Origin of the sequence: Mycobacterium sp. ITM-2016-00317, from assembly GCF_002968295.1 — a bacterium.
GTDB lineage: Bacteria > Actinomycetota > Actinomycetes > Mycobacteriales > Mycobacteriaceae > Mycobacterium.
In genome coordinates this window covers 2,216,123-2,233,909 of sequence record NZ_CP134399.1, presented here as the reverse complement: position 1 = coordinate 2,233,909, position 17,787 = coordinate 2,216,123, and the positions used below count along the sequence as shown (strand labels likewise).

Sequence of the window (17,787 nt, the reverse complement as noted above, 5' to 3'; positions counted from 1 at the left end):
CCGAGAACCTCAGAGCTGGGTGAGGATCTCGGCGCCCGAATCGGTGACCACCAGCGTGTGTTCGAACTGCGCGGTCCACTTCTTGTCCTTGGTGGCCACGGTCCAGTCGTCGTCCCAGATCTCGTAGTCCAGGCTGCCGAGGTTGATCATCGGCTCGATCGTGAACGTCATCCCGGGTTCGAGCACGGTCTCCACGGCAGGCTGGTCATAGTGCAGCACCACCAGCCCGTTGTGGAACGTGGTGCCGATGCCGTGCCCGGTGAAGTCGCGAACCACGTTGTAGCCGAACCGGTTTGCATACGACTCGATGACCCGCCCGACGATGGACAAAGCCCGGCCAGGCTTGACGGCCTTGATGGCGCGCATGGTCGCCTCGTGGGTGCGTTCGACGAGCAGCCGGTGCTCCTCGCTGACGTCGCCGGCCAGGAACGTGGCGTTGGTGTCGCCGTGCACGCCGTCGATGTAGGCGGTGACGTCGATGTTGACGATGTCGCCGTCCTCGATCACGGTCGAGTCGGGGATGCCGTGGCAGATGATCTCGTTCAGCGATGTGCAGCAGGATTTCGGAAATCCCCTGTAGCCCAGCGTCGACGGGTAGGCGCCGTGATCGATCATGTACTCGTGGGCGATCCGGTCGAGCGCGTCGGTCGTCACGCCGGGGGCGACGGCCTTGCCCGCCTCGGCGAGCGCACCGGCGGCGATCCGCCCGGCCACCCGCATCTTCTCGATCACTTCCGGGGTCTGCACCCACGGCTCGCTGCCCTCGCGCGCGGTGGGCTTGCCGACGTACTCGGGGCGCGCGATCGACTTGGGCACCGGCAGCATCGGCGAGACCGTGCCGGGCCGGAGGGCGGTCCGTACTGACATAGCGTCAATGCTAGCGTTCCGCCATGCAGGTCACCCCGGGCCACTTGTTCGCCCAGATGGACTTCCGTGACGTGGTGGACTCCGACGAACGCATGGTCATCGAACTGGACAACCGTCCCGATCTGGTGAACCGGCGCGGCGCGCTGCAGGGCGGTCTGGTCGCGACGCTGATCGACATCGCGGCGGGCCGGCTGGCCGATCGGCACGTCGGGCCCGGCCAGGACGTGACCACCGCGGACATGACCATCCACTATCTCGCGCCGGTGCTCGAGGGGCCGGCGCGCGCCGAGGCGACCGTGGTGCGGGCGGGACGACGCCTGTCGGTGATCGCGGTGGACGTCACCGATATGGCCCGCGACCGGCTGGCCGCGCGCGCCACGGTGAGCTTCGCCGTGCTCGACCCGCGCTAGCGGGCCTGATCAGATGCTCCGCAGTGGCCCCATGCGCCACGACTTACGCGGACCGCGGATGTCTACCGACCCGCACACCACCTTGCCGGTGAGGATCACGTGCGGATTGCCCTCGGCCGGGGCGTCCCTGCGGTGGTCGTGGGCGCTGCCGACGTTGACCTCGACGTCGTCGATGGACGCGCTGGCCCCGTCGGGCAACCGCAGGTCCAGGCCGCCGAACTTCATGTCCAGCTCGATCACCACGATCGGGCCGGCGAAGCGGGCCCGGGTCAGGTCCAGGTCGACCGAACCCATCCGTCGGTGCAGCGCCAGCCGCGACGGCACCACCCACTCCCCCTGACGCTTGAGTGAGCCGAGGACGCCGCGCAGCTCCACCCGGTCGGCCGCCGACGTCACGATCGCGCCGGGCCCGGGCAGATCCCCGACCAGCGAGTCGAGTTCGGAGCGCAACCGCGCCCGCGACACCGCCGCCGAGCGCTCCTCGAACTCCTGGATGTCGATGAGCCCGAGCGCGACCGCGTTGTGCAGCCGGCGCAGCGTGCCGTTGCGGTCGGCGTCGGAGATGCGCATCTCGACCGCGTCGGGGCCGTGCGGTCCCCCGTCGTCGGCGCGGCGGGCTCGACCGTGGTTGATGTCCGTCATGGCGGTGTCCACGGTACCGCCGCGGCGTCAGGCCAGGTAGTCCGGCGGCAGGGAGTCGAGCATGCCCTTGACCATCCGCACGGCGTACTCCGAGCTGCCGCCGCCGACGATCAGCGCCGAGAACGCCATGTCGCCGCGGTAGCCGGTGAACCACGAGTGCGAGCCGCCCGCGAACTCGGCCTCCCCGGTCTTGCCGCGCACGTCGCCCGCGCCCTGCAGGTCCTTGGCGGTGCCGTTGGTGACCACCAGGCGCATCATCGGGCGCAGCCCGTCGACCACCGCCGGGGGGATCTGCTGCTGGTCGCCGGTGATCTGGGTGTCACGGCCCTCGATCAGCCGCGGCACGGGGGTGTGCCCGGCCGCGACGGTGGCCGCGGCCAGGGCCATGCCGAACGGGCTGGCCAGCACCTTGCCCTGGCCGAAGCCGTCCTCGGTGCGCTCGGTCAGGTTGACCGTCGGCGGCACCGATCCGCTGACGGTGCTCAGCCCGGGGATGTCGTAGTCGGGCCCGATGCCGTACTGCGAGGCGGCCTGGGTCAGTCCGCGCGGCGGCATCCTGCTGGCAAGTTCGGCGAACGTGGTGTTGCACGAACTGGCGAAGGCCCGCGACATCGGCACGGTGCCGAGGTCGAAGCCGCCGTAGTTGGGTACGGTGCGGTGGCCGATGTCCATGGTGCCCGGACACCCCAGAAGTGTGTTCGGCGTTGCCATCTGGCGTTCGATGGCCGCGCCCGCGGTGATGATCTTGAACGTCGATCCGGGCGGGAACAGACCCATGGTGGCCAGCGGGCCCTCCCGGTCGGCCGCCGAGTTCTGGGCCACCGCGAGGATCTCGCCGGTGGACGGCTTCATCACGACGATCATCGCCTGCTTGTCGGTGAAGCCGACCGCGTTCTGCGCGGCGGTCTGCACGGCACGGTCGAGGGTGATGCTCACCGACGGCGCCGGCTGACCCGGCACTTCGTTGAGGACGTCGACGTCGACGCCGTTCTGGTTGACCGTGACCACCCGCCAGCCGGGATCACCGTCGAGGTCCTCGGCCACCGTCTTCTTGATCTCGTTGACCACCGCGGGCGCGAAAGTCGGGTCGGTCGGCACCATTTCGGGCTGCGGGGTGATCACCACGCCGGGCACCGCGGCGAGTGCGCCTGCGACCGCGTCGTGGTCGGCCTGGTTCAGCGTGACCAGACCCAGCGGGCCCTTCTTGGAACTGGCCAGCTCGGCCAGCCGCTGCGCGTCGAGGGTGTTGTCGAACCGGTGCAGCGCGCCGACGATCGTGTGCGCGGTGGGCATCAGGTCGGCGCCGGCGGCCTTGGCGTCGAGTGCGAAGTGGTACCGGTAGCCGGGCACCAGCACGTTGGTTCCGGTGCGCTCGTGCACCGAGGCTCGCGGCGGGGCGTCGGCGCGCAGCGCGAAGCTCTGGTTCTCCCCCAGCCTGGGATGCAGTCCGGTGGCACCCCACCGCACCTCCCACCGGCCCTCATCGCGCACCAGGTTCAGCTGTCCGTCGTAGGTCCACGTCCGGTTCTTGGGCAGGTGCCAGGTGTAGCGGTAGGTCACGCTGCCGGTGTCCTCGGCGTACTTCGAGCTCAGGATCTGTGCGTCCAGCCCGGTGGCCTGCAGTCCCGCCCAGGCCTCGTTGAGTGCTGCCCGCGCCGCCTCCGGCCGGTCGGCCAGCTGCGCCGCGGCGTTGGTGTCGCCGGTGGCCAGCGCTGCGAAGAACTTCTCGGCGGTGGGTTCGGGGCCGTTGGGCCGCGGGGTGCACGCGCCGAGCGTCAGCACCAGCGCGGCCGCCGTCGCCAACCCCGTCATCCGTGTTGCGTGTGTGAACAGTGTTGCCATTGAGTCAGATGTTAAGAAGTAACGATCCGATTTCGGTGCAGGCGCACCGCGCGCCTTCGAGGAGAAAGGTCAGCCGCCTGCCGCCGGCGCCCTGACCACCAGCGGCACCGCCGGGAAGTACGCGGCCATCTCGGACCGGGACGCCCGTAACGCCGCGGTCCCGTAACCCTGCTTGCGGTGCGCGGGGTGGATCCAGATGCGCACACCGACCTCACCGTCGACCAGGTCACCGAACACCATGCCGACCTTCGCCGAACCGACCTCGGCCACCAGCCACGCGGCCTCCTCGGCGGCCACCCGGGCCACCGCGGCGGCGATCTCCTCACTGAGATCGCCTGCAGGCGCGTCGGTTCCGTCACCGGCCGAACGCATGTCCCCTGTCCGGGCGGCGAAGATGTCGCGATCCCGGTCGGGGCTGAAAGGCCGCAGCATCAGCCTGCGCGCGGACCCCGGCAGCTGCTCCGGCGGGGTGTAGTCCTGCTCCCGGCTGGTGAGGTTCTGCAGTTCGGCGGCGATGCGGCGCCGCGAGACCTTGGTGAGCCGGTCGAAGGACAGCCGCAGCACGGCTTCGGCGGCTTCGTGCGAGGTGTCGAGCAGATCGGCCAGCGCTTCGATGGCCGCGTCGTAGTCCTCGGAGGCGACGACCGTGTCGAGCACCTCGTGCCGACGTTCCAGAGCGTGGACCAGCGCAGCGGCAATGTCGCGGCTCGCCGCGGTCGCCATCTCGCGGCTCGCCGCGGTCGCCATCTCGCGGCTCGCCGCGGTGCGGTTCGTCGTCACGTCGGGCTCGGTCATGCGTGCAGCGTAAGGGTCCGGCCCGGTCAGTCGAGCAGCACCGTCGCGAACGACGCGATCTCGGTGAAGCCGATGCGCGCATACGTCGCGCGGGCGACGGTGTTGAAGCTGTTGACGTACAGGCTCGCGATGCGGCCGCTGCCCACCACCGCGGCCGCTACCGCGGCGGTGCCTGCGGTGCCGATGCCCCGGCCGCGCTGGTCCGGATGCACCCACACGCCCTGGATCTGCCCGACCGCCGGGGACTGCGAGCCGACCTCGGCCTTGAACACCACCTCGCCGCGGTCGAACCGGGCCCACGCCCGGCCCGCGGCGATCAGGCCGGCGACCCGCCGGCGGTAGCCCCGCCCGCCGTCGCCGACGCGGGGGTCGATGCCGACCTCGCCGATGAACATATCGATCGCGGCGACGAGGTAGGCGTCGAGCTCCTCCATCCGCACCGGGCGCACGGCCGGGTCGACGGGGCACGCCGGGGCGGTCTGCAGCGCCAGCAACGGCTGATGGGCCCGCACGTCGCGGGCCGGGCCCCACACCGGTTCGAGGCGCTGCCACATCGGCAGCACCAACTCGGCGCGGCCGACCAGCGACGAGCACCGGCGGGCACTGCTCATCGCCTTGTCCGCGAACGCATTCAGGTCGTTGGGCGCCCCTCGCAGCGGGATCAGGTTGGCCCCGGCGAAGCACAGCGACTCGTTGGCCCGCCTGCGCGTCCACAGTTCGCCGCCGATGTTGGACGGGTCGATGCCGTGCTCGGCGACCCGGGCGGCGACCATGCAGGAGGCCACGGGATCGTCGTCGAGAACCTCGCGGACGGCGACCATGTCACGGATGTCGCGCACCACCGACACCCTTCGCTCGTCAACGAGGCGAAAAAGCGGAGGAGCCGACATCTGGACTCTTTCTGAACTGACCCTGACCACCCGGCCCCACCCCGTGGGGCCGTCTATCAGCTTACGGTCACAACAGGCGAACCGGAGGCACCTTCTGCGCCCTGTGCGTCGCCCGCCTGCCGACCCATCTCCTCGGCCAGCCGCAGCGCCTCCTCGATGAGGGTCTCCACGATCTGCGCCTCCGGGACGGTCTTGATGACCTCACCCTTGACGAAGATCTGCCCCTTGCCGTTTCCGGAGGCCACCCCCAGGTCGGCTTCGCGGGCCTCGCCGGGTCCGTTGACGACACAGCCCATCACCGCCACCCGCAGCGGCACGTCCATGCCCTCCAGCCCGGCGGTCACCTCGTTGGCCAACGTGTAGACGTCCACCTGGGCACGGCCGCACGACGGGCACGACACGATCTCCAGCCCGCGCGGGCGCAGGTTCAGCGACTCCAGGATCTGGTTGCCGACCTTGACCTCTTCGGCCGGCGGCGCGGACAGCGACACCCGGATGGTGTCGCCGATGCCCTTGGACAGCAGCGCACCGAAGGCCACCGCGGACTTGATGGTGCCCTGGAACGCCGGGCCGGCCTCGGTGACGCCGAGGTGCAGCGGGTAGTCGCACTGCGCGGCGAGCTGCTCGTAGGCCGCGACCATCACCACGGGATCGTTGTGCTTGACGCTGATCTTGATGTTGCCGAAGCCGTGCTCCTCGAACAGCGACGCCTCCCACAGCGCGGACTCGACGAGCGCCTCCGGCGTGGCCTTGCCGTACTTCTTCAACAGTCGCGGATCCAGCGATCCGGCGTTGACCCCGATGCGGATCGGGATGCCGGCATCACCGGCGGCCTTGGCGACCTCGGCCACCCGGCCGTCGAACTCCTTGATGTTGCCCGGGTTCACCCGCACCGCAGCACATCCGGCGTCGATCGCGGCGAAGATGTACTTGGGCTGGAAGTGGATGTCGGCGATCACCGGGATCTTCGACTTCTTCGCGATCACCGACAGCGCGTCGGCGTCCTCCTGCCGGGGGCAGGCCACCCGGACGATGTCGCAGCCGGACGCGGTCAGCTCGGCGATCTGCTGCAGCGTGGCGTTGATGTCGTGGGTCTTGGTGGTGCACATCGACTGCACCGAGATCGGATGGTCGCTGCCGACGCCGACGTCGCGCACCATCAGCTGGCGGGTCCTGCGACGGGGAGCCAACACCGGCGCAGGCGGCGCGGGCATCCCCAGGCCGATTGAGGTCATGACTGAATCTCCTACTGGAACAACGTGATCGGATTGACCACGTCAGCGGTCACGGTGAGCAGCGTGAAACCCAACATCGCGATGATCACCACGTAGGTGAGGGGCATCAGCTTCAGATAGTTGACGGGCGCCGCGGCGACCTTGCCGCGCAGCTCGCGGATCTTGTTGCGCACGCGCTCGTACAGGGCGATCGCGATGTGTCCGCCGTCGAGGGGCAGCAGCGGGATCAGGTTCACCGCGCCGAGCACGAAGTTCAGCTGTGCCAGAAAGAACCAGAACGCCACCCAGATGCCGTGTTCGACGGTCTCCCCGCCGATCCGGGACGCACCGACCACGCTGATCGGCGTCTCGGGATCGCGTTCCCCGCCGGTGATCGATTCGACGAGTGCGCCGACCTTGGTCGGGATCTTCACGATCGCCTTGCCGAGTTCCACCGCGAGGTCCTTGGTGAACACCACCGTGCCGGGCACCGCGGTCAGCGCGTTGTACTGCGTCGGCCCGAACTGCGCGGCGGTCACGCCGATGCTGCCGACGTCCACCGGAACGGCGGGACCGCCGTCCTCGCCGGCGACGTAGCGCTGGCTCGGGGTGACGTCGACGGTGGTGGTGAACTCCCGCGTCCGGCCGTTCTCGTCGCGCTGGACGGTCAGCGTGGTGGGGCCGTTCTGCTGACGCACGGCGTCGACGAGGGCGTCGAACGTGGGCACCTCGGTGTCACCGACCTTGGTGATCACGTCGCCGCCCTGGATGCCTGCCGCGGCCGCCGGGCTGTTGGCGATGCAGTCCCCCAGCTCGCCCTGGCTGACCTCGGACTTGATGCACGAGGTCTCCCCGACCACCGCGGTGGTCGGCGCCTTGATGTTGGGCAGACCCCAGATGACCGCGATCGCGTAGATCAGCACGAGGCCGATGACGAAGTTCATCGCAGGCCCGGCGAACAGCACGGCCACCCGCTTCCAGGTCTTCTGCCGGTACATCGCGTACGGCCGGTCCTCGGGGTCGAGTTCCTCGACCGCGGTCATGCCCGCGATGTCGCAGAACCCGCCGAGCGGCACGGCCTTGACGCCGTACTCGGTCTCGCCGAGCTTGTTGGGCCTGCGGGTGGACCACAGGGTCGGCCCGAAGCCGACGAAGTAGCGGCGCACCTTCATGCCTGTGGCGCGCGCCACCCACATGTGGCCGCATTCGTGCAGCGCGACAGACACCAGAATGGCGATCGCGAACAGCGTCACGCCGAGCACGTACATCATCCGGGGGTGAGTCCTATCATCTGCTACCTGCGGGTTCCCGCTCGACGGCGCGCCTGGCCCGGTCACGGGCCCAGTCCTGCGCGTCGAGTACGTCATCCACGGTAGCTGGTTCGGCCGCCCACTGGTCGGCAGCGCGCAGGACGTCGGCCACAGTGCGCACGATCGCCGGGAAGCGGATCCGGCCGGCGAGGAACGCCGCAGCCGCCTCCTCGTTGGCCGCGTTGTACACCGCGGTCAGGCAACCGCCGCCCCGGCCGGCCTCCCGGGCCAGGGCCACAGCCGGGAACACCTCGTCGTCGAGCGGTTCGAAATCCCAGCGCGAGGCGGTGGTGAAATCGCACGCCGCGGCGGCGCTCGCGACGCGCGCGGGCCAGTTCAGCGCCAGCGCGATCGGCAACTTCATGTCCGGCGGGCTGGCCTGGGCGAGGGTGGATCCGTCGGTGAACGTGACCATCGAGTGCACGATCGACTGCGGGTGCACCACCACCTCGATGCGGTCGTAGTCGACACCGAACAGCAGGTGCGTCTCGATCAGCTCAAGGCCCTTGTTGACCAGCGACGCCGAGTTCAGCGTGTTCATCGGCCCCATCGACCAGGTCGGGTGCGCCGCGGCCTGCTCCGGGGTGACGTCCTCGAGGCGCTCGGCGGTCCAGCCGCGGAACGGGCCGCCCGAGGCGGTGAGCACCAGCTTGGCCACCTCGTCTCCGCTGCCGCCGCGCAGGCACTGGGCCAGCGCGGAATGCTCGGAGTCCACGGGCACGATCTGGCCGGGCGCGGCCGCCTTCTGCACCAGCGGCCCACCGGCCACCAGGGATTCCTTGTTCGCCAGCGCCAGCCGCGCGCCGGTGGCCAGCGCCGCCAGTGTCGGCTGCAGGCCGAGCGCGCCGACGAGCGCGTTGAGCACGACGTCGACACCGGTCGTCGCCGCGACGTCCTCGATCAACCGGGTGGCCGCATCCGGCCCGGCGTGGGTGACCCCGCCCAGCGTCGCGGCGGCGGCCTCGTCGGCGACGGCGACGCGCGACACGCCGGTCTCGGCGCGCTGCCGGTCCAGCAGCGCGGTGTTGCCGCCGCCTGCGGCCAGTCCGACGACCTCGAAGCGGTCCGGGTTGGCCGCGATGACCTCGAGCGCCTGGGTGCCGATGGACCCCGTGCTGCCCAGAATCAGTACGCGCCGACGCGCCCCGGTTTCGCTCACCGACCCATTGTGCCGCCCGCCGGTCGGGAATCTCCAAGTGTGACGCGACTGTGACGCCGGCCCGTCCGGACCAATCCAACCGCGCCGCAGCTGGGAATCACCCGTGTGCCAATTCAGTGCGGGCAACGGTGTCCGTCCACGAAGGGATTCAGGAAATGATGACAACTCGCCGGAAGTCAGCCGCAGTGGCGGGAATCGCCGCGGTGGCCATCCTCGGTGCGGCCGCGTGTTCGAGTGAGGACGGTGGGAGCACAGCCTCGTCGGCCAGCAGCACCGCCTCGTCGGCCATGGCATCGGCGACCGACGAGATGACCACGTCGTCGTCGATGGCCCCTGCGGCCGATCCCGCGGCCAACCTCATCGGCTCCGGTTGCGCGGCATACGCCGAGCAGGTCCCCGAGGGCCCCGGCTCGGTGGCCGGCATGGCAGCCGAACCGGTGACCGTGGCGGCGTCGAACAACCCGATGCTCAAGACGCTGACCCAGGCGCTCTCCGGCCAGCTCAACCCGCAGGTCAATCTGGTCGACACCCTCGACGGCGGCGAGTTCACCGTGTTCGCGCCGACCGACGACGCGTTCGCGAAGATCGACCCGGCCACGCTGGAGACCCTCAAGACCGACTCCGCGTTGCTGACCAGCATCCTCACCTACCACGTCGTGCCCGGCCAGGCCGCGCCCGATCAGGTCGCAGGCGAGCACTCCACGGTGCAGGGCGCGCCGCTGACGGTCATCGGTGCCGGCGACGACCTGAAGGTCAACGACGCCGGGCTGGTGTGCGGTGGCGTCAAGACCGCCAACGCCACCGTCTACATGATCGACACCGTTCTGATGCCGCCCCCCGCCAACTGAATCACCGATCGACCACTGGAAGGAATCTCACGACCATGAACATCAGCATGAAAACTCTTGCCGGAGCGGGCTTCGCGATGAGCGCCGCCGTCGGACTGTCACTGGGCGCCGCGGGAACCGCCGCGGCCGCGCCCGTCGGACCGGGCTGCGCGGCCTACGTGCAGCAGGTGCCGGACGGTCCGGGATCGGTGCAGGGCATGGCCAGTTCGCCGGTGTCGACCGCCGCGGCCGACAACCCGATGCTCACCACGCTGTCGCAGGCCATCTCGGGCCGGCTCAATCCGAACGTCAATCTCGTCGACACCCTCGACGGCGGCGAGTTCACCGTGTTCGCGCCCACCAATGCCGCGTTCGCCAAGATCGACCCGGCCACGCTGGAGACCCTCAAGACCGACTCCGCGTTGCTGACCAGCATCCTCACCTACCACGTCGTGCCCGGTCAGGCCGCGCCCGACCAGGTCGTCGGCGAGCACGTCACCGTCGAGGGGGCGCCGCTCACGGTGTCCGGCATGGCCGACAGCCTCAAGGTCAACAATGCCTCGGTGGTGTGCGGCGGCGTGCAGACCGCCAACGCCACGGTGTACCTGATCGACACCGTGCTGATGCCGCCGCCAGCGTAGCCGGCGGCACCACAGAAGAGGGTCCCCCGCGCACGGTCCCCCCGGCCGGTGCGGGGGACCCTCGCGTCAGCGGGGCGGGAACGCTTCCGGATGACCGTTCCGTCACCTTTGCCCGCACCGGTTTCCCCGCCGGTGACAGCGGGCAGCATCAACGCCATGACCGCCGTGCTGTGGTTGCGCCGCGATCTGCGGCTCACCGATCTGCCCGCACTGCGGGCCGCCGCCGACACGGACGGCGCCGGAACCGAGGTGCTCGCCTGCTACGTGCTGGACCCGCGGCTACGGGCCTCGTCGGGACCGCGGCGGCTGCAGTACCTCTACGACGCACTGCGCGACGTGCAGCAGAGCCTGGACGGGCGCCTGCTGGTGACCGAGGGCGATCCCCGCCGCGGCTCCCCGCGCTGGCCGAGGCGGTCGGGGCGTCCTCGGTACACGTGTCCGACGACTTCACCCCGTTCGGCCGGCGGCGCGACGAGCAGGTCCGCGACGCGCTCGGCGACGTCGAGTTGGTGGCCACCGGGTCGCCCTACCTGGTCTCCCCCGGCCGGGTGACCAAGGCCGACGGCACCCCGTACAGGGTGTTCACCCCGTTCTTCGACGCCTGGCGCAGGCACGGCTGGCGAGCCCCGGCGGAGTCCGGTGCGGCGACGGCGCGCTGGATCGACCCCGCCGACGTCGCGGGCCGCCATGCCGTCGAGATCCCCGATCCCGGCGTCGCACTGGAGCTGCCCGCCGGGGAGACGGCTGCGCTGCAGGCGTGGCGGAGCTTCGTCGCCGACGGACTGGACGACTACGCCGAGGACCGCAACCGCCCCGATCTCGCCGCCACCAGCCGGATGTCGGCCCATCTGAAGTTCGGCGCCATCCACCCGCGCACCCTGGCCGCCGACCTGGGCAGCGGCCGAGGCGCGCAGGCCTATCTGCGGGAGCTGGCGTTCCGGGATTTCTATGCTTCGGTGGTGCGCGAATGGCCCGACAGCACCTGGTGGAACTGGAACAGGAGCTTCGACGCGATCGAGGTCGACGACGACGGCGACGCCGAACGGACCTTCGAGGCGTGGAAGCGCGGCAGGACCGGTTTCGCGATCGTCGACGCCGGGATGCGGCAACTGGCCGAGGTCGGCTTCATGCACAACCGGGTCCGGATGATCGCCGCGTCGTTCCTGGTCAAGGACCTGCACCTGCCGTGGCAGTGGGGGGCGCGCTGGTTCCTCGAGCAGCTCGTCGACGGCGACATGGCCAACAACCAGCACGGCTGGCAGTGGGCCGCGGGCAGCGGCACCGACGCCGCCCCGTACTTCCGGGTGTTCAACCCCGGCACCCAGGGCAAGAAGTTCGACCCGTCCGGGGACTACGTGCGGCGCTGGGTGCCGGAACTGGCCGGCGTGGCCGACGTGCACAATCTCGGCGCCGACCGTCCCGAGGATTACCCGCAGCCGCTCGTGGACCACGGGCAGGAACGGGCCGAGGCGCTGCGCCGCTACGGCGCCATCAGCTGAAGCGCCGGTACGGCGCGCTCGGCTGACTACTTCGAGGTCTGGCCCGCGTCGAGCGGGATCGCGGCGCCGGTCATGTAGCGGCCCGACGGCCCGCACAGGTAGACCATCAGGTCGCTGACGTCGTGGGGTTCCATCATCGGCAGCTGCAGCAGCGGCTGCTGCGCGGCGCTGAACGACGGGTGCTCGCCGGCCCACTCGGCCAGCGCCTCGTTGAGCACCATCGGGGTCGCGACGCCGCCGGGATGCACCGAGTTGACCCGGATGTTCTTCTCGGCCAGCGAGCGGGCGAAGTGCCGCATCACGCCGACGACGCCGTGCTTGGCGGCGGTGTAGCCGGCCGCGCCGTGGCTCATGGTGTCGAACCCGGTGCTGACCGAGGTGAACCCGGCGGCCGAGCTGGTGATCACGATCGCGCCGCCGTCGGGGTTGCGCAGCAGCGCCGGGAGCGCGGCCTCGATGGTGAAGTACACGCCGTTGAGCATCACCGAGATCGCGTCGGTGAACGCGGTGATGTCGCGGCCGGGCGCGCCCGCGGCGGGCAGAATGCCGGCGTTGGCCAGCACGAAGTCGAGGCGACCGAACTCCGCGACGCCCCGGTCCACCACTTCGGCGAGGCGGTCGCGGTCGCGCACGTCGCCGCGCTCGGCCACGATCCGGCGGCCGGTCTTCTCCACCAGCCGCACCGTCTCGTCGAGGTCCTCGGGGGTGGCCATCGGGTAGGCGACGCTGTCGAGCTGGTCGCACAGGTCGTAGGCGATGACGTCGGCGCCCTCCTCGGCGAACCGCACGGCGTGCGCACGGCCCTGACCGCGGGCCGCGCCGGTGATGAAGACGACCTTGTCCTGCAGGATCTGGGATGCCATGACCGCGGAGCCTACTGGCCTTCACCGAGGTCTACGGCGGTCCGTAGTAGGCCTGTGCCAGAATTGGCGTCAGTTGTCAGCCCGACCATGAGGAGCAGCCGTGGCAAGCACCGAGGTGGAACGACGCACTGGTGTCGACGTCGAAGACGTGCCGTCCGCCCAGTGGGGCTGGTCGACGGAGAACTACCGCTTCTACCAGATCGGTGGCCTGCTGGTCGCCGGCTTCCTGCTGCTGATGATCCACGGCAACCACACCGGCCGCGTCGAGGACTGGTTCATGGTCGGCTTCGCGGCCATGGTGCTCGGGTTCGTGGCACGCAGCTGGTACATCCACCGCTACCGCGACACCCAGTAGCTCTTCAGACGATGGGGTCTCTTCAGACGATGGAGAGGCGCCGGTACGCACCGGCGTGCAGCGGGTGCAGCACCTCGACCCCCGCGCCGCCGGAATCGGTGGCCGATGCCGCGCGCAGTGCGTGGGTCTTGAACGCTTCGGCGGCCGCGGACGGACGGTGAGCGATCGTGGCCGGCCCTGCGGGACTGCCCTCTCCCCACACCGCGACGGTGACGCCCGGCCGGGCTGCGACCCGGCGCAACCGGTGACGGATGGACGCGTCGGCGTCGAGCATCCGGTCCTGCACCGCCACGGTCGTGCCGGCCGCGATCCCGTCCAGAAACGTCTCGACGTCCGCCGGCTCCGGGTGCGCCGACACCCCGAGGATGGCCAGCGCCCGGGTGTCGACCGGCCCGGACACCAGCACCCTGACGTCCCATCCCCCGCGTGCGCGGTCGCACAGGAACCCGCCGACCGCTGCCACGACCGGCGCGACCCCGCAGGCCAGCACCACGACGCCGTGGCGGGCCGGGCCTGCGCCCGCGCCACTGACCGAACGGAAGCGCCGCGACGCCACTAGCGCTCCGACAGCGGCATCAGATCGGCGCCGTCGGGCGGATACCAGAGCGCGGCGCTGACGAAGCTCTCGACCGCGAGATCCGGCGCCACCTGTCCGGTGGTCTGCAGGGCCCGCGCCTTGAAGGCCCGCGCGGCCGCGCTGAGACGGTGCACCACCTTGTCGAACCGGCCGTCCGATCCGACCGGGGACGGGTCACCCCAGACGGTGACCTCGGCCCGCGCGGCGTCGACCAGGTCCAGCACGCGCTCGCGCAGGCGCTCGTCGTCGCGCAGCACCCTGGCGTCGACCGCGACCGCGGCCGTGCCCGGCGGTGCGGTCAGGGCGGGCTGATGCGCGTCGACGTCGAGGCCGAGGATCGTCAGCGCCCGGACGTCGCGATCCGGCGGCACCGCCACCGTGACCTGCCAGCCGGCCCGCGCCCGGTCACACAGCCAGCCGCCGGCCGCGGCGACGACCCCGTCGACGTCGGCCGCGATCACGTGAAGGTCGTAGGTGTGCACGGTCTCGCCGTCGATGCGGACTCCGGACCTCTTCCCGGATGGACCCGCGACGCTGCCTGTCTCGAACGTCCGAGCTCTCACCGTCTGCCTCCACATCTTCGGCGCGCATCGCGTGGCGCCTTCGATAGCGTGACATTTATGATGGCATCTGTAAAGTATCGATCGGATCTCGGTGCGCGCGGGAAATCGTCGACGCGCCGCGAAAGAGTGCGCCGAACAACAGGTTCCGGACTTCGGTACGATTCAGAGCGCCGGCGCGACCGGCATCGTCTTCTCGACAGGTGTCAGGATCTCCGACAGCCCTGCGGCGGCCCGGATCTCCACGAACGACGCGAGCAACGCATCGGTGGCCTCGTGCGGGTCCTTCAGTGTGGAGTCGTCGGTCAGCACCGAGATCGAGAGCTGATCGACGTAGCTCCACACTGTGATGTTGATGCCGCTGCCGGCAACGATCGGGCCCACCGAGTAGATCTCGTCGACGACGGCGCCGTCCATCACGCCGCGCTCCCTCGGACCCGGCACGTTCGAGACGGTCAGGTTCATCACCATCGAGGACTCCAGGCGACGGGCCTGCGACCGGAAGATGTGCGGAGTGGCGGCCGGCGGCAGATAGGTCAGCCAGTTCGGCAGCAGCATCGCCCCGAGCAGCTGGTGATTGTCCTTGGCGATGGCCGTCGCCGTCGCGGTGAGCCGTACCCGAGCGATGGGATCCGCCACATGGACCGGCAAAGACGGTGTCATATAAGTGAATTCGTTACCGAACAGCCGCTCCGGCGAGGTGTTGAAGCTGACCGGGACACCCGCGATCAGCGGGGAGTCGGCTTTCCCGTCGTAACGCAACTGCAGTTCGCGCAGCGCACCGGCCGCGGTCGCCAGCACGATGTCGTTCAGCGTGACCCCGAGATGCCGGGCCGTCTCCTTGACATCCGCGAGCGCCAGCGGCGCGGTCGCGAAGCGCCGACCCGGTGTGACCACGTGGTTGAAAAAGGTCGGCGGCGGCGCGAAGTTGCGCGCCAGGTCCGGATGACGCCCGCGCTCCCTGGCCTGCCTCCGCACCCGCGAGACTCCGGTTGCGGTCTCGTTGACCAGCCGGGGCAGCCGTCGCACCTGGCGCACGTGATCGCGTGCCGCGGCCTTGAGCAGGTTTCTCGGCGCGGTCGAGTCGGCGGGCGACTCGGGCATCTGGCCGCCGATCCCCGGTTCGCGCGGTTGGATCGCCATCGCCAGCTGATTGGCCGACGCGACACCGTCGGCCAGCACGTGGTGGACCTTGTGGATGACTGCGATCTTGTTGTCCGCCAACCCTTCTGCGACATACATTTCCCACAGCGGATACCGTCGGTCCAGGGGCGTGCCCGCGATCTCGCCGATCAGCTGGTCGAGTTCGCGGCGACCGCCCGGCGCCGGCACCCGCGCCCTGCGCACGTGATAGTCGACGTCGATCTCGGCGTTCTGCACCCACATCGGGTGGTGGAACTTCAGCGGGATGTCGACGAGCTGATAGCGCAGCGGGGCCAGCGCGTGCAGCCTGGCCAACGCGGCGCGCCGGAAGAACTCGAAGTCGAAGCCCTCGACTGCGGACACGTCCAGCACACCGATCTTGAGGGTGTGCATGTGGACTTCCGGGGTCTCGCTGTAGAGCATCATGGCGTCCACGCCATTGAGTCGTCTCACGCGGCCACCCCGTTCGTCGTCCACCCGGTTGCAAGGTGGTACCCGTTTCGTAGATCTTCGTCACTTTGCCGCTGCGGGGTGGTCTGTTGTTAGAAGAATCTCACTCACCAAAATCTCACCCACGACGTCCGAGCGGAGGGGTCCAGCTGTTGACTGCGACGGATCATGTTGTCGGCGGAGCGCTTCGATGAGTCTGGTGGCGGGCAGCGGCCCGCTCAGCCGGGACCGGGCCGGCCGGTTCAGCCCAGAGGTGTCCGGCGACCTGGTCTACATCGAGCCGCATCCGCGGCGGGTGCAGGCGCTCGTCGACGGGCGCACCGTGCTCGACACCGAGGACGCGGTGATGGTGCACCGGCGGGGTGAGCCGCTGAGCTACGCGTTCACGACCACGGACATCGGTGATCTGCCGAGCACGCCGGTTCCGGAGCTGCCCGGTTTCGCGGTGGTGCCGTGGTCGGCCGTCGACGCCTGGCTGGAGGAGGGCCGCCGGCTGGTGCACTACCCGCCCAACCCGTACCACCGTGTCGACTGCCGCCCCACCTCCCGTGCGCTGCGGGTCGTCGTCGCCGGGACCGTGCTGGTCGACACCGCCAACACCGTGATCGTGTTCGAGACGGCGTTGGCGCCGCGGCTCTACGTCGACCCGGCGCTGGTCCGCACCGATGCGCTCCGGCGCTCCGAGACGGTCACCTACTGCAACTACAAGGGTTACGCGACGTACTGGGACGCCGTCGTTGGTGACGCGGTGGTCGGTGAGCTGGTGGTCGAGGACGTGGCGTGGAGCTACACCGACCCACCGCCGGAGAGCCTGCCGATCGCCGGCATGCTCAGCTTCGACGCGGACAAGGTCGAGATGAGCGCACAGCTGCCGGGCGTCGCCCGGTAGCCGCCGACGGGAAGCGCTACTTCGCCACCCGATAGGGTCGGCTTCTTGTGACAGGTGTCAAGCAGAGCTGGATCGCCGACCTTCTGCGCTTCGACCGCCGGGACGACGTGTTCGTCACCCGGCCGACCGCCGCCGGGCCCGGCTCCCGGCTGTTCGGCGGGCTGATCGCCGCGCAGGCACTGGGCGCTGCCGGGGCCACGGTGGGGGCGGGCAAGCTGCCGCAGTCGCTGCATCTGTACTTCGTCCGCGGCGGTCGCTACGGCGACGAGGTGGAACTGCACGTGGAGCGCACCCGCGACGGCCGCTCCTTCGACACTCGCCGCGTCACCGCCGTCCAACGGGGCGCGGTGATCCTGGAGATGATCGCGTCCTTCCATGTGCCGGAGCCGGGCGCCGAGGAACACCCCTCCCCCGCGCCGTCGGTGGCGCTGCCCGACGCGTGCGCGAAAGAACCCGACATCGAGTTCGCCGACCGCTTCGAGATCCGCACCCGGCCCGAGGACGACTCGGTCTTCGCGGTGCCCCCGTTCTGGATCCGCACCCGCGACGAGATCGAGAACGACCCACTGCTGCGCGCGTGCACGCTGACGTTCCTGTCCGACTTCGGGCCGGTGCCGGTGGCCCGGCCGTCCGGCGTCCCGCTCGAGCCGGAGCCCGGGTCTTCGACTTTTGCTGCCAGCCTGGATCATTCGGTGTGGTTCCACCGCGCGTTCACCCCGCACCACTGGCACCGGTACGAGGTGCATCAGCTCAACGTGGGCGACTCCCGCGGGCTGGTGCGCGGTTCGCTCTACGACACCGACGGCACGTTGATCGCCACCACGACGCAGGAGGCGTTGTGGCGCTGTTAGTTC

Annotated in this window: 18 protein-coding genes and 1 pseudogene; 7 read left to right on the top strand and 12 right to left on the bottom strand. The window is 70.1% G+C overall.

The features are described 5' to 3' along the window. Positions 1-9: 9 nt before the first annotated feature. A complete protein-coding gene (map, locus tag C6A87_RS10645; protein WP_311117191.1) occupies positions 10-867 on the bottom strand; it encodes a type I methionyl aminopeptidase in 858 nt (285 codons plus the stop codon). A 23-nt stretch (positions 868-890) separates the two neighbouring features. On the opposite strand from map, the gene C6A87_RS10640 reads away from it, so the two are divergent. Continuing rightward, complete coding sequence (locus C6A87_RS10640) at positions 891-1,277, top strand: PaaI family thioesterase (RefSeq protein ID WP_311117190.1); 387 nt, start codon at positions 891-893, stop codon at positions 1,275-1,277. A gap of 9 nt (positions 1,278-1,286) precedes the next feature. On the opposite strand, the gene C6A87_RS10635 is transcribed toward C6A87_RS10640, so the two are convergent. From C6A87_RS10635 to dxr, 7 genes are all read right to left on the bottom strand, one after another. After that, positions 1,287-1,919: a DUF1707 domain-containing protein gene (locus C6A87_RS10635; RefSeq protein WP_311117189.1), complete on the bottom strand. Its 633-nt coding sequence runs from the start codon at positions 1,917-1,919 to the stop codon at positions 1,287-1,289. 27 nt (positions 1,920-1,946) lie between these two features. After that, complete coding sequence (locus C6A87_RS10630; RefSeq protein WP_311117188.1) at positions 1,947-3,761, bottom strand: penicillin-binding transpeptidase domain-containing protein; 1,815 nt, start codon at positions 3,759-3,761, stop codon at positions 1,947-1,949. Between the two features lie 69 nt (positions 3,762-3,830). Then, positions 3,831-4,508 carry a GNAT family N-acetyltransferase gene (locus C6A87_RS10625; protein ID WP_396837085.1) on the bottom strand — a complete coding sequence of 226 codons (678 nt, stop codon included), beginning with the start codon at positions 4,506-4,508 and terminating at the stop codon, positions 3,831-3,833. Between the two features lie 74 nt (positions 4,509-4,582). Further along, on the bottom strand, positions 4,583-5,446 hold the full coding sequence (locus tag C6A87_RS10620; RefSeq protein WP_311117187.1) for a GNAT family N-acetyltransferase: 864 nt from the start codon (positions 5,444-5,446) through the stop codon (positions 4,583-4,585). 56 nt (positions 5,447-5,502) lie between these two features. Next, positions 5,503-6,681 (bottom strand): flavodoxin-dependent (E)-4-hydroxy-3-methylbut-2-enyl-diphosphate synthase, encoded by a 1,179-nt coding sequence (ispG, locus tag C6A87_RS10615; RefSeq protein ID WP_311117186.1) that lies wholly within the window; start codon positions 6,679-6,681, stop codon positions 5,503-5,505. An 11-nt stretch (positions 6,682-6,692) separates the two neighbouring features. Continuing rightward, positions 6,693-7,931 carry a M50 family metallopeptidase gene (locus C6A87_RS10610; protein WP_311117185.1) on the bottom strand — a complete coding sequence of 413 codons (1,239 nt, stop codon included), beginning with the start codon at positions 7,929-7,931 and terminating at the stop codon, positions 6,693-6,695. A gap of 16 nt (positions 7,932-7,947) precedes the next feature. Further along, positions 7,948-9,129: a 1-deoxy-D-xylulose-5-phosphate reductoisomerase gene (gene dxr / locus C6A87_RS10605; protein WP_311117184.1), complete on the bottom strand. Its 1,182-nt coding sequence runs from the start codon at positions 9,127-9,129 to the stop codon at positions 7,948-7,950. Between the two features lie 155 nt (positions 9,130-9,284). On the opposite strand from dxr, the gene C6A87_RS10600 reads away from it, so the two are divergent. From C6A87_RS10600 to C6A87_RS10590, 3 genes and pseudogenes are all read left to right on the top strand, one after another. Then, on the top strand, positions 9,285-9,977 hold the full coding sequence (locus C6A87_RS10600; RefSeq protein WP_311117183.1) for a fasciclin domain-containing protein: 693 nt from the start codon (positions 9,285-9,287) through the stop codon (positions 9,975-9,977). A gap of 35 nt (positions 9,978-10,012) precedes the next feature. Next, complete coding sequence (locus C6A87_RS10595) at positions 10,013-10,597, top strand: fasciclin domain-containing protein (protein ID WP_311117182.1); 585 nt, start codon at positions 10,013-10,015, stop codon at positions 10,595-10,597. 156 nt (positions 10,598-10,753) lie between these two features. Beyond that, a pseudogene (locus tag C6A87_RS10590) lies at positions 10,754-12,096 on the top strand (cryptochrome/photolyase family protein). A 26-nt stretch (positions 12,097-12,122) separates the two neighbouring features. On the opposite strand, the gene C6A87_RS10585 reads toward C6A87_RS10590, so the two are convergent. Next, positions 12,123-12,959 (bottom strand): mycofactocin-coupled SDR family oxidoreductase, encoded by an 837-nt coding sequence (locus tag C6A87_RS10585; protein WP_311117181.1) that lies wholly within the window; start codon positions 12,957-12,959, stop codon positions 12,123-12,125. Positions 12,960-13,059: 100 nt separating this feature from the next. Between C6A87_RS10585 and C6A87_RS10580 the strand changes: the two genes are divergently transcribed. Then, the gene (locus C6A87_RS10580) at positions 13,060-13,314 is read left to right on the top strand and encodes a DUF2631 domain-containing protein (protein WP_311117180.1); all 255 of its coding nucleotides are present in this window, start codon (positions 13,060-13,062) and stop codon (positions 13,312-13,314) included. A 22-nt stretch (positions 13,315-13,336) separates the two neighbouring features. On the opposite strand, the gene C6A87_RS10575 is transcribed toward C6A87_RS10580, so the two are convergent. From C6A87_RS10575 to C6A87_RS10565, 3 genes are all read right to left on the bottom strand, one after another. Continuing rightward, positions 13,337-13,870: a hypothetical protein gene (locus C6A87_RS10575; protein ID WP_311117179.1), complete on the bottom strand. Its 534-nt coding sequence runs from the start codon at positions 13,868-13,870 to the stop codon at positions 13,337-13,339. Continuing rightward, positions 13,870-14,454: a hypothetical protein gene (locus C6A87_RS10570; protein WP_311117178.1), complete on the bottom strand. Its 585-nt coding sequence runs from the start codon at positions 14,452-14,454 to the stop codon at positions 13,870-13,872. Before C6A87_RS10570 ends, C6A87_RS10575 begins: the two co-directional genes overlap by 1 nt. Positions 14,455-14,616: 162 nt before the next feature. Beyond that, entirely contained in the window at positions 14,617-16,047 is a 1,431-nt protein-coding gene (locus C6A87_RS10565) for a wax ester/triacylglycerol synthase family O-acyltransferase (RefSeq protein WP_311117177.1), read from the bottom strand. 187 nt (positions 16,048-16,234) lie between these two features. Here C6A87_RS10565 and C6A87_RS10560 point away from each other — a divergent pair, with 187 nt between their 5' ends. Beyond that, entirely contained in the window at positions 16,235-16,933 is a 699-nt protein-coding gene (locus C6A87_RS10560) for a DUF427 domain-containing protein (RefSeq protein ID WP_311117176.1), read from the top strand. 47 nt (positions 16,934-16,980) lie between these two features. After that, positions 16,981-17,784 carry an acyl-CoA thioesterase domain-containing protein gene (locus C6A87_RS10555; RefSeq protein WP_311117175.1) on the top strand — a complete coding sequence of 268 codons (804 nt, stop codon included), beginning with the start codon at positions 16,981-16,983 and terminating at the stop codon, positions 17,782-17,784. The last annotated feature ends 3 nt before the right edge of the window (positions 17,785-17,787 follow it).

Coding starts and splice junctions, on each gene's coding strand:
- C6A87_RS10600 (WP_311117183.1), top strand. CDS start 9,285: ATGATGACAACTCGCCGGAAGTCAGCCGCAGTGGCGGGAATCGCCGCG.
- C6A87_RS10560 (WP_311117176.1), top strand. CDS start 16,235: ATGAGTCTGGTGGCGGGCAGCGGCCCGCTCAGCCGGGACCGGGCCGGC.
- C6A87_RS10625 (WP_396837085.1), bottom strand. CDS start 4,508: ATGGCGACCGCGGCGAGCCGCGAGATGGCGACCGCGGCGAGCCGCGAC.
- ispG (WP_311117186.1), bottom strand. CDS start 6,681: ATGACCTCAATCGGCCTGGGGATGCCCGCGCCGCCTGCGCCGGTGTTG.
- C6A87_RS10585 (WP_311117181.1), bottom strand. CDS start 12,959: ATGGCATCCCAGATCCTGCAGGACAAGGTCGTCTTCATCACCGGCGCG.
- map (WP_311117191.1), bottom strand. CDS start 867: ATGTCAGTACGGACCGCCCTCCGGCCCGGCACGGTCTCGCCGATGCTG.
- C6A87_RS10610 (WP_311117185.1), bottom strand. CDS start 7,931: ATGATGTACGTGCTCGGCGTGACGCTGTTCGCGATCGCCATTCTGGTG.
- C6A87_RS10640 (WP_311117190.1), top strand. CDS start 891: ATGCAGGTCACCCCGGGCCACTTGTTCGCCCAGATGGACTTCCGTGAC.
- C6A87_RS10635 (WP_311117189.1), bottom strand. CDS start 1,919: ATGACGGACATCAACCACGGTCGAGCCCGCCGCGCCGACGACGGGGGA.
- C6A87_RS10630 (WP_311117188.1), bottom strand. CDS start 3,761: ATGGCAACACTGTTCACACACGCAACACGGATGACGGGGTTGGCGACG.
- C6A87_RS10595 (WP_311117182.1), top strand. CDS start 10,013: ATGAACATCAGCATGAAAACTCTTGCCGGAGCGGGCTTCGCGATGAGC.
- C6A87_RS10620 (WP_311117187.1), bottom strand. CDS start 5,446: ATGTCGGCTCCTCCGCTTTTTCGCCTCGTTGACGAGCGAAGGGTGTCG.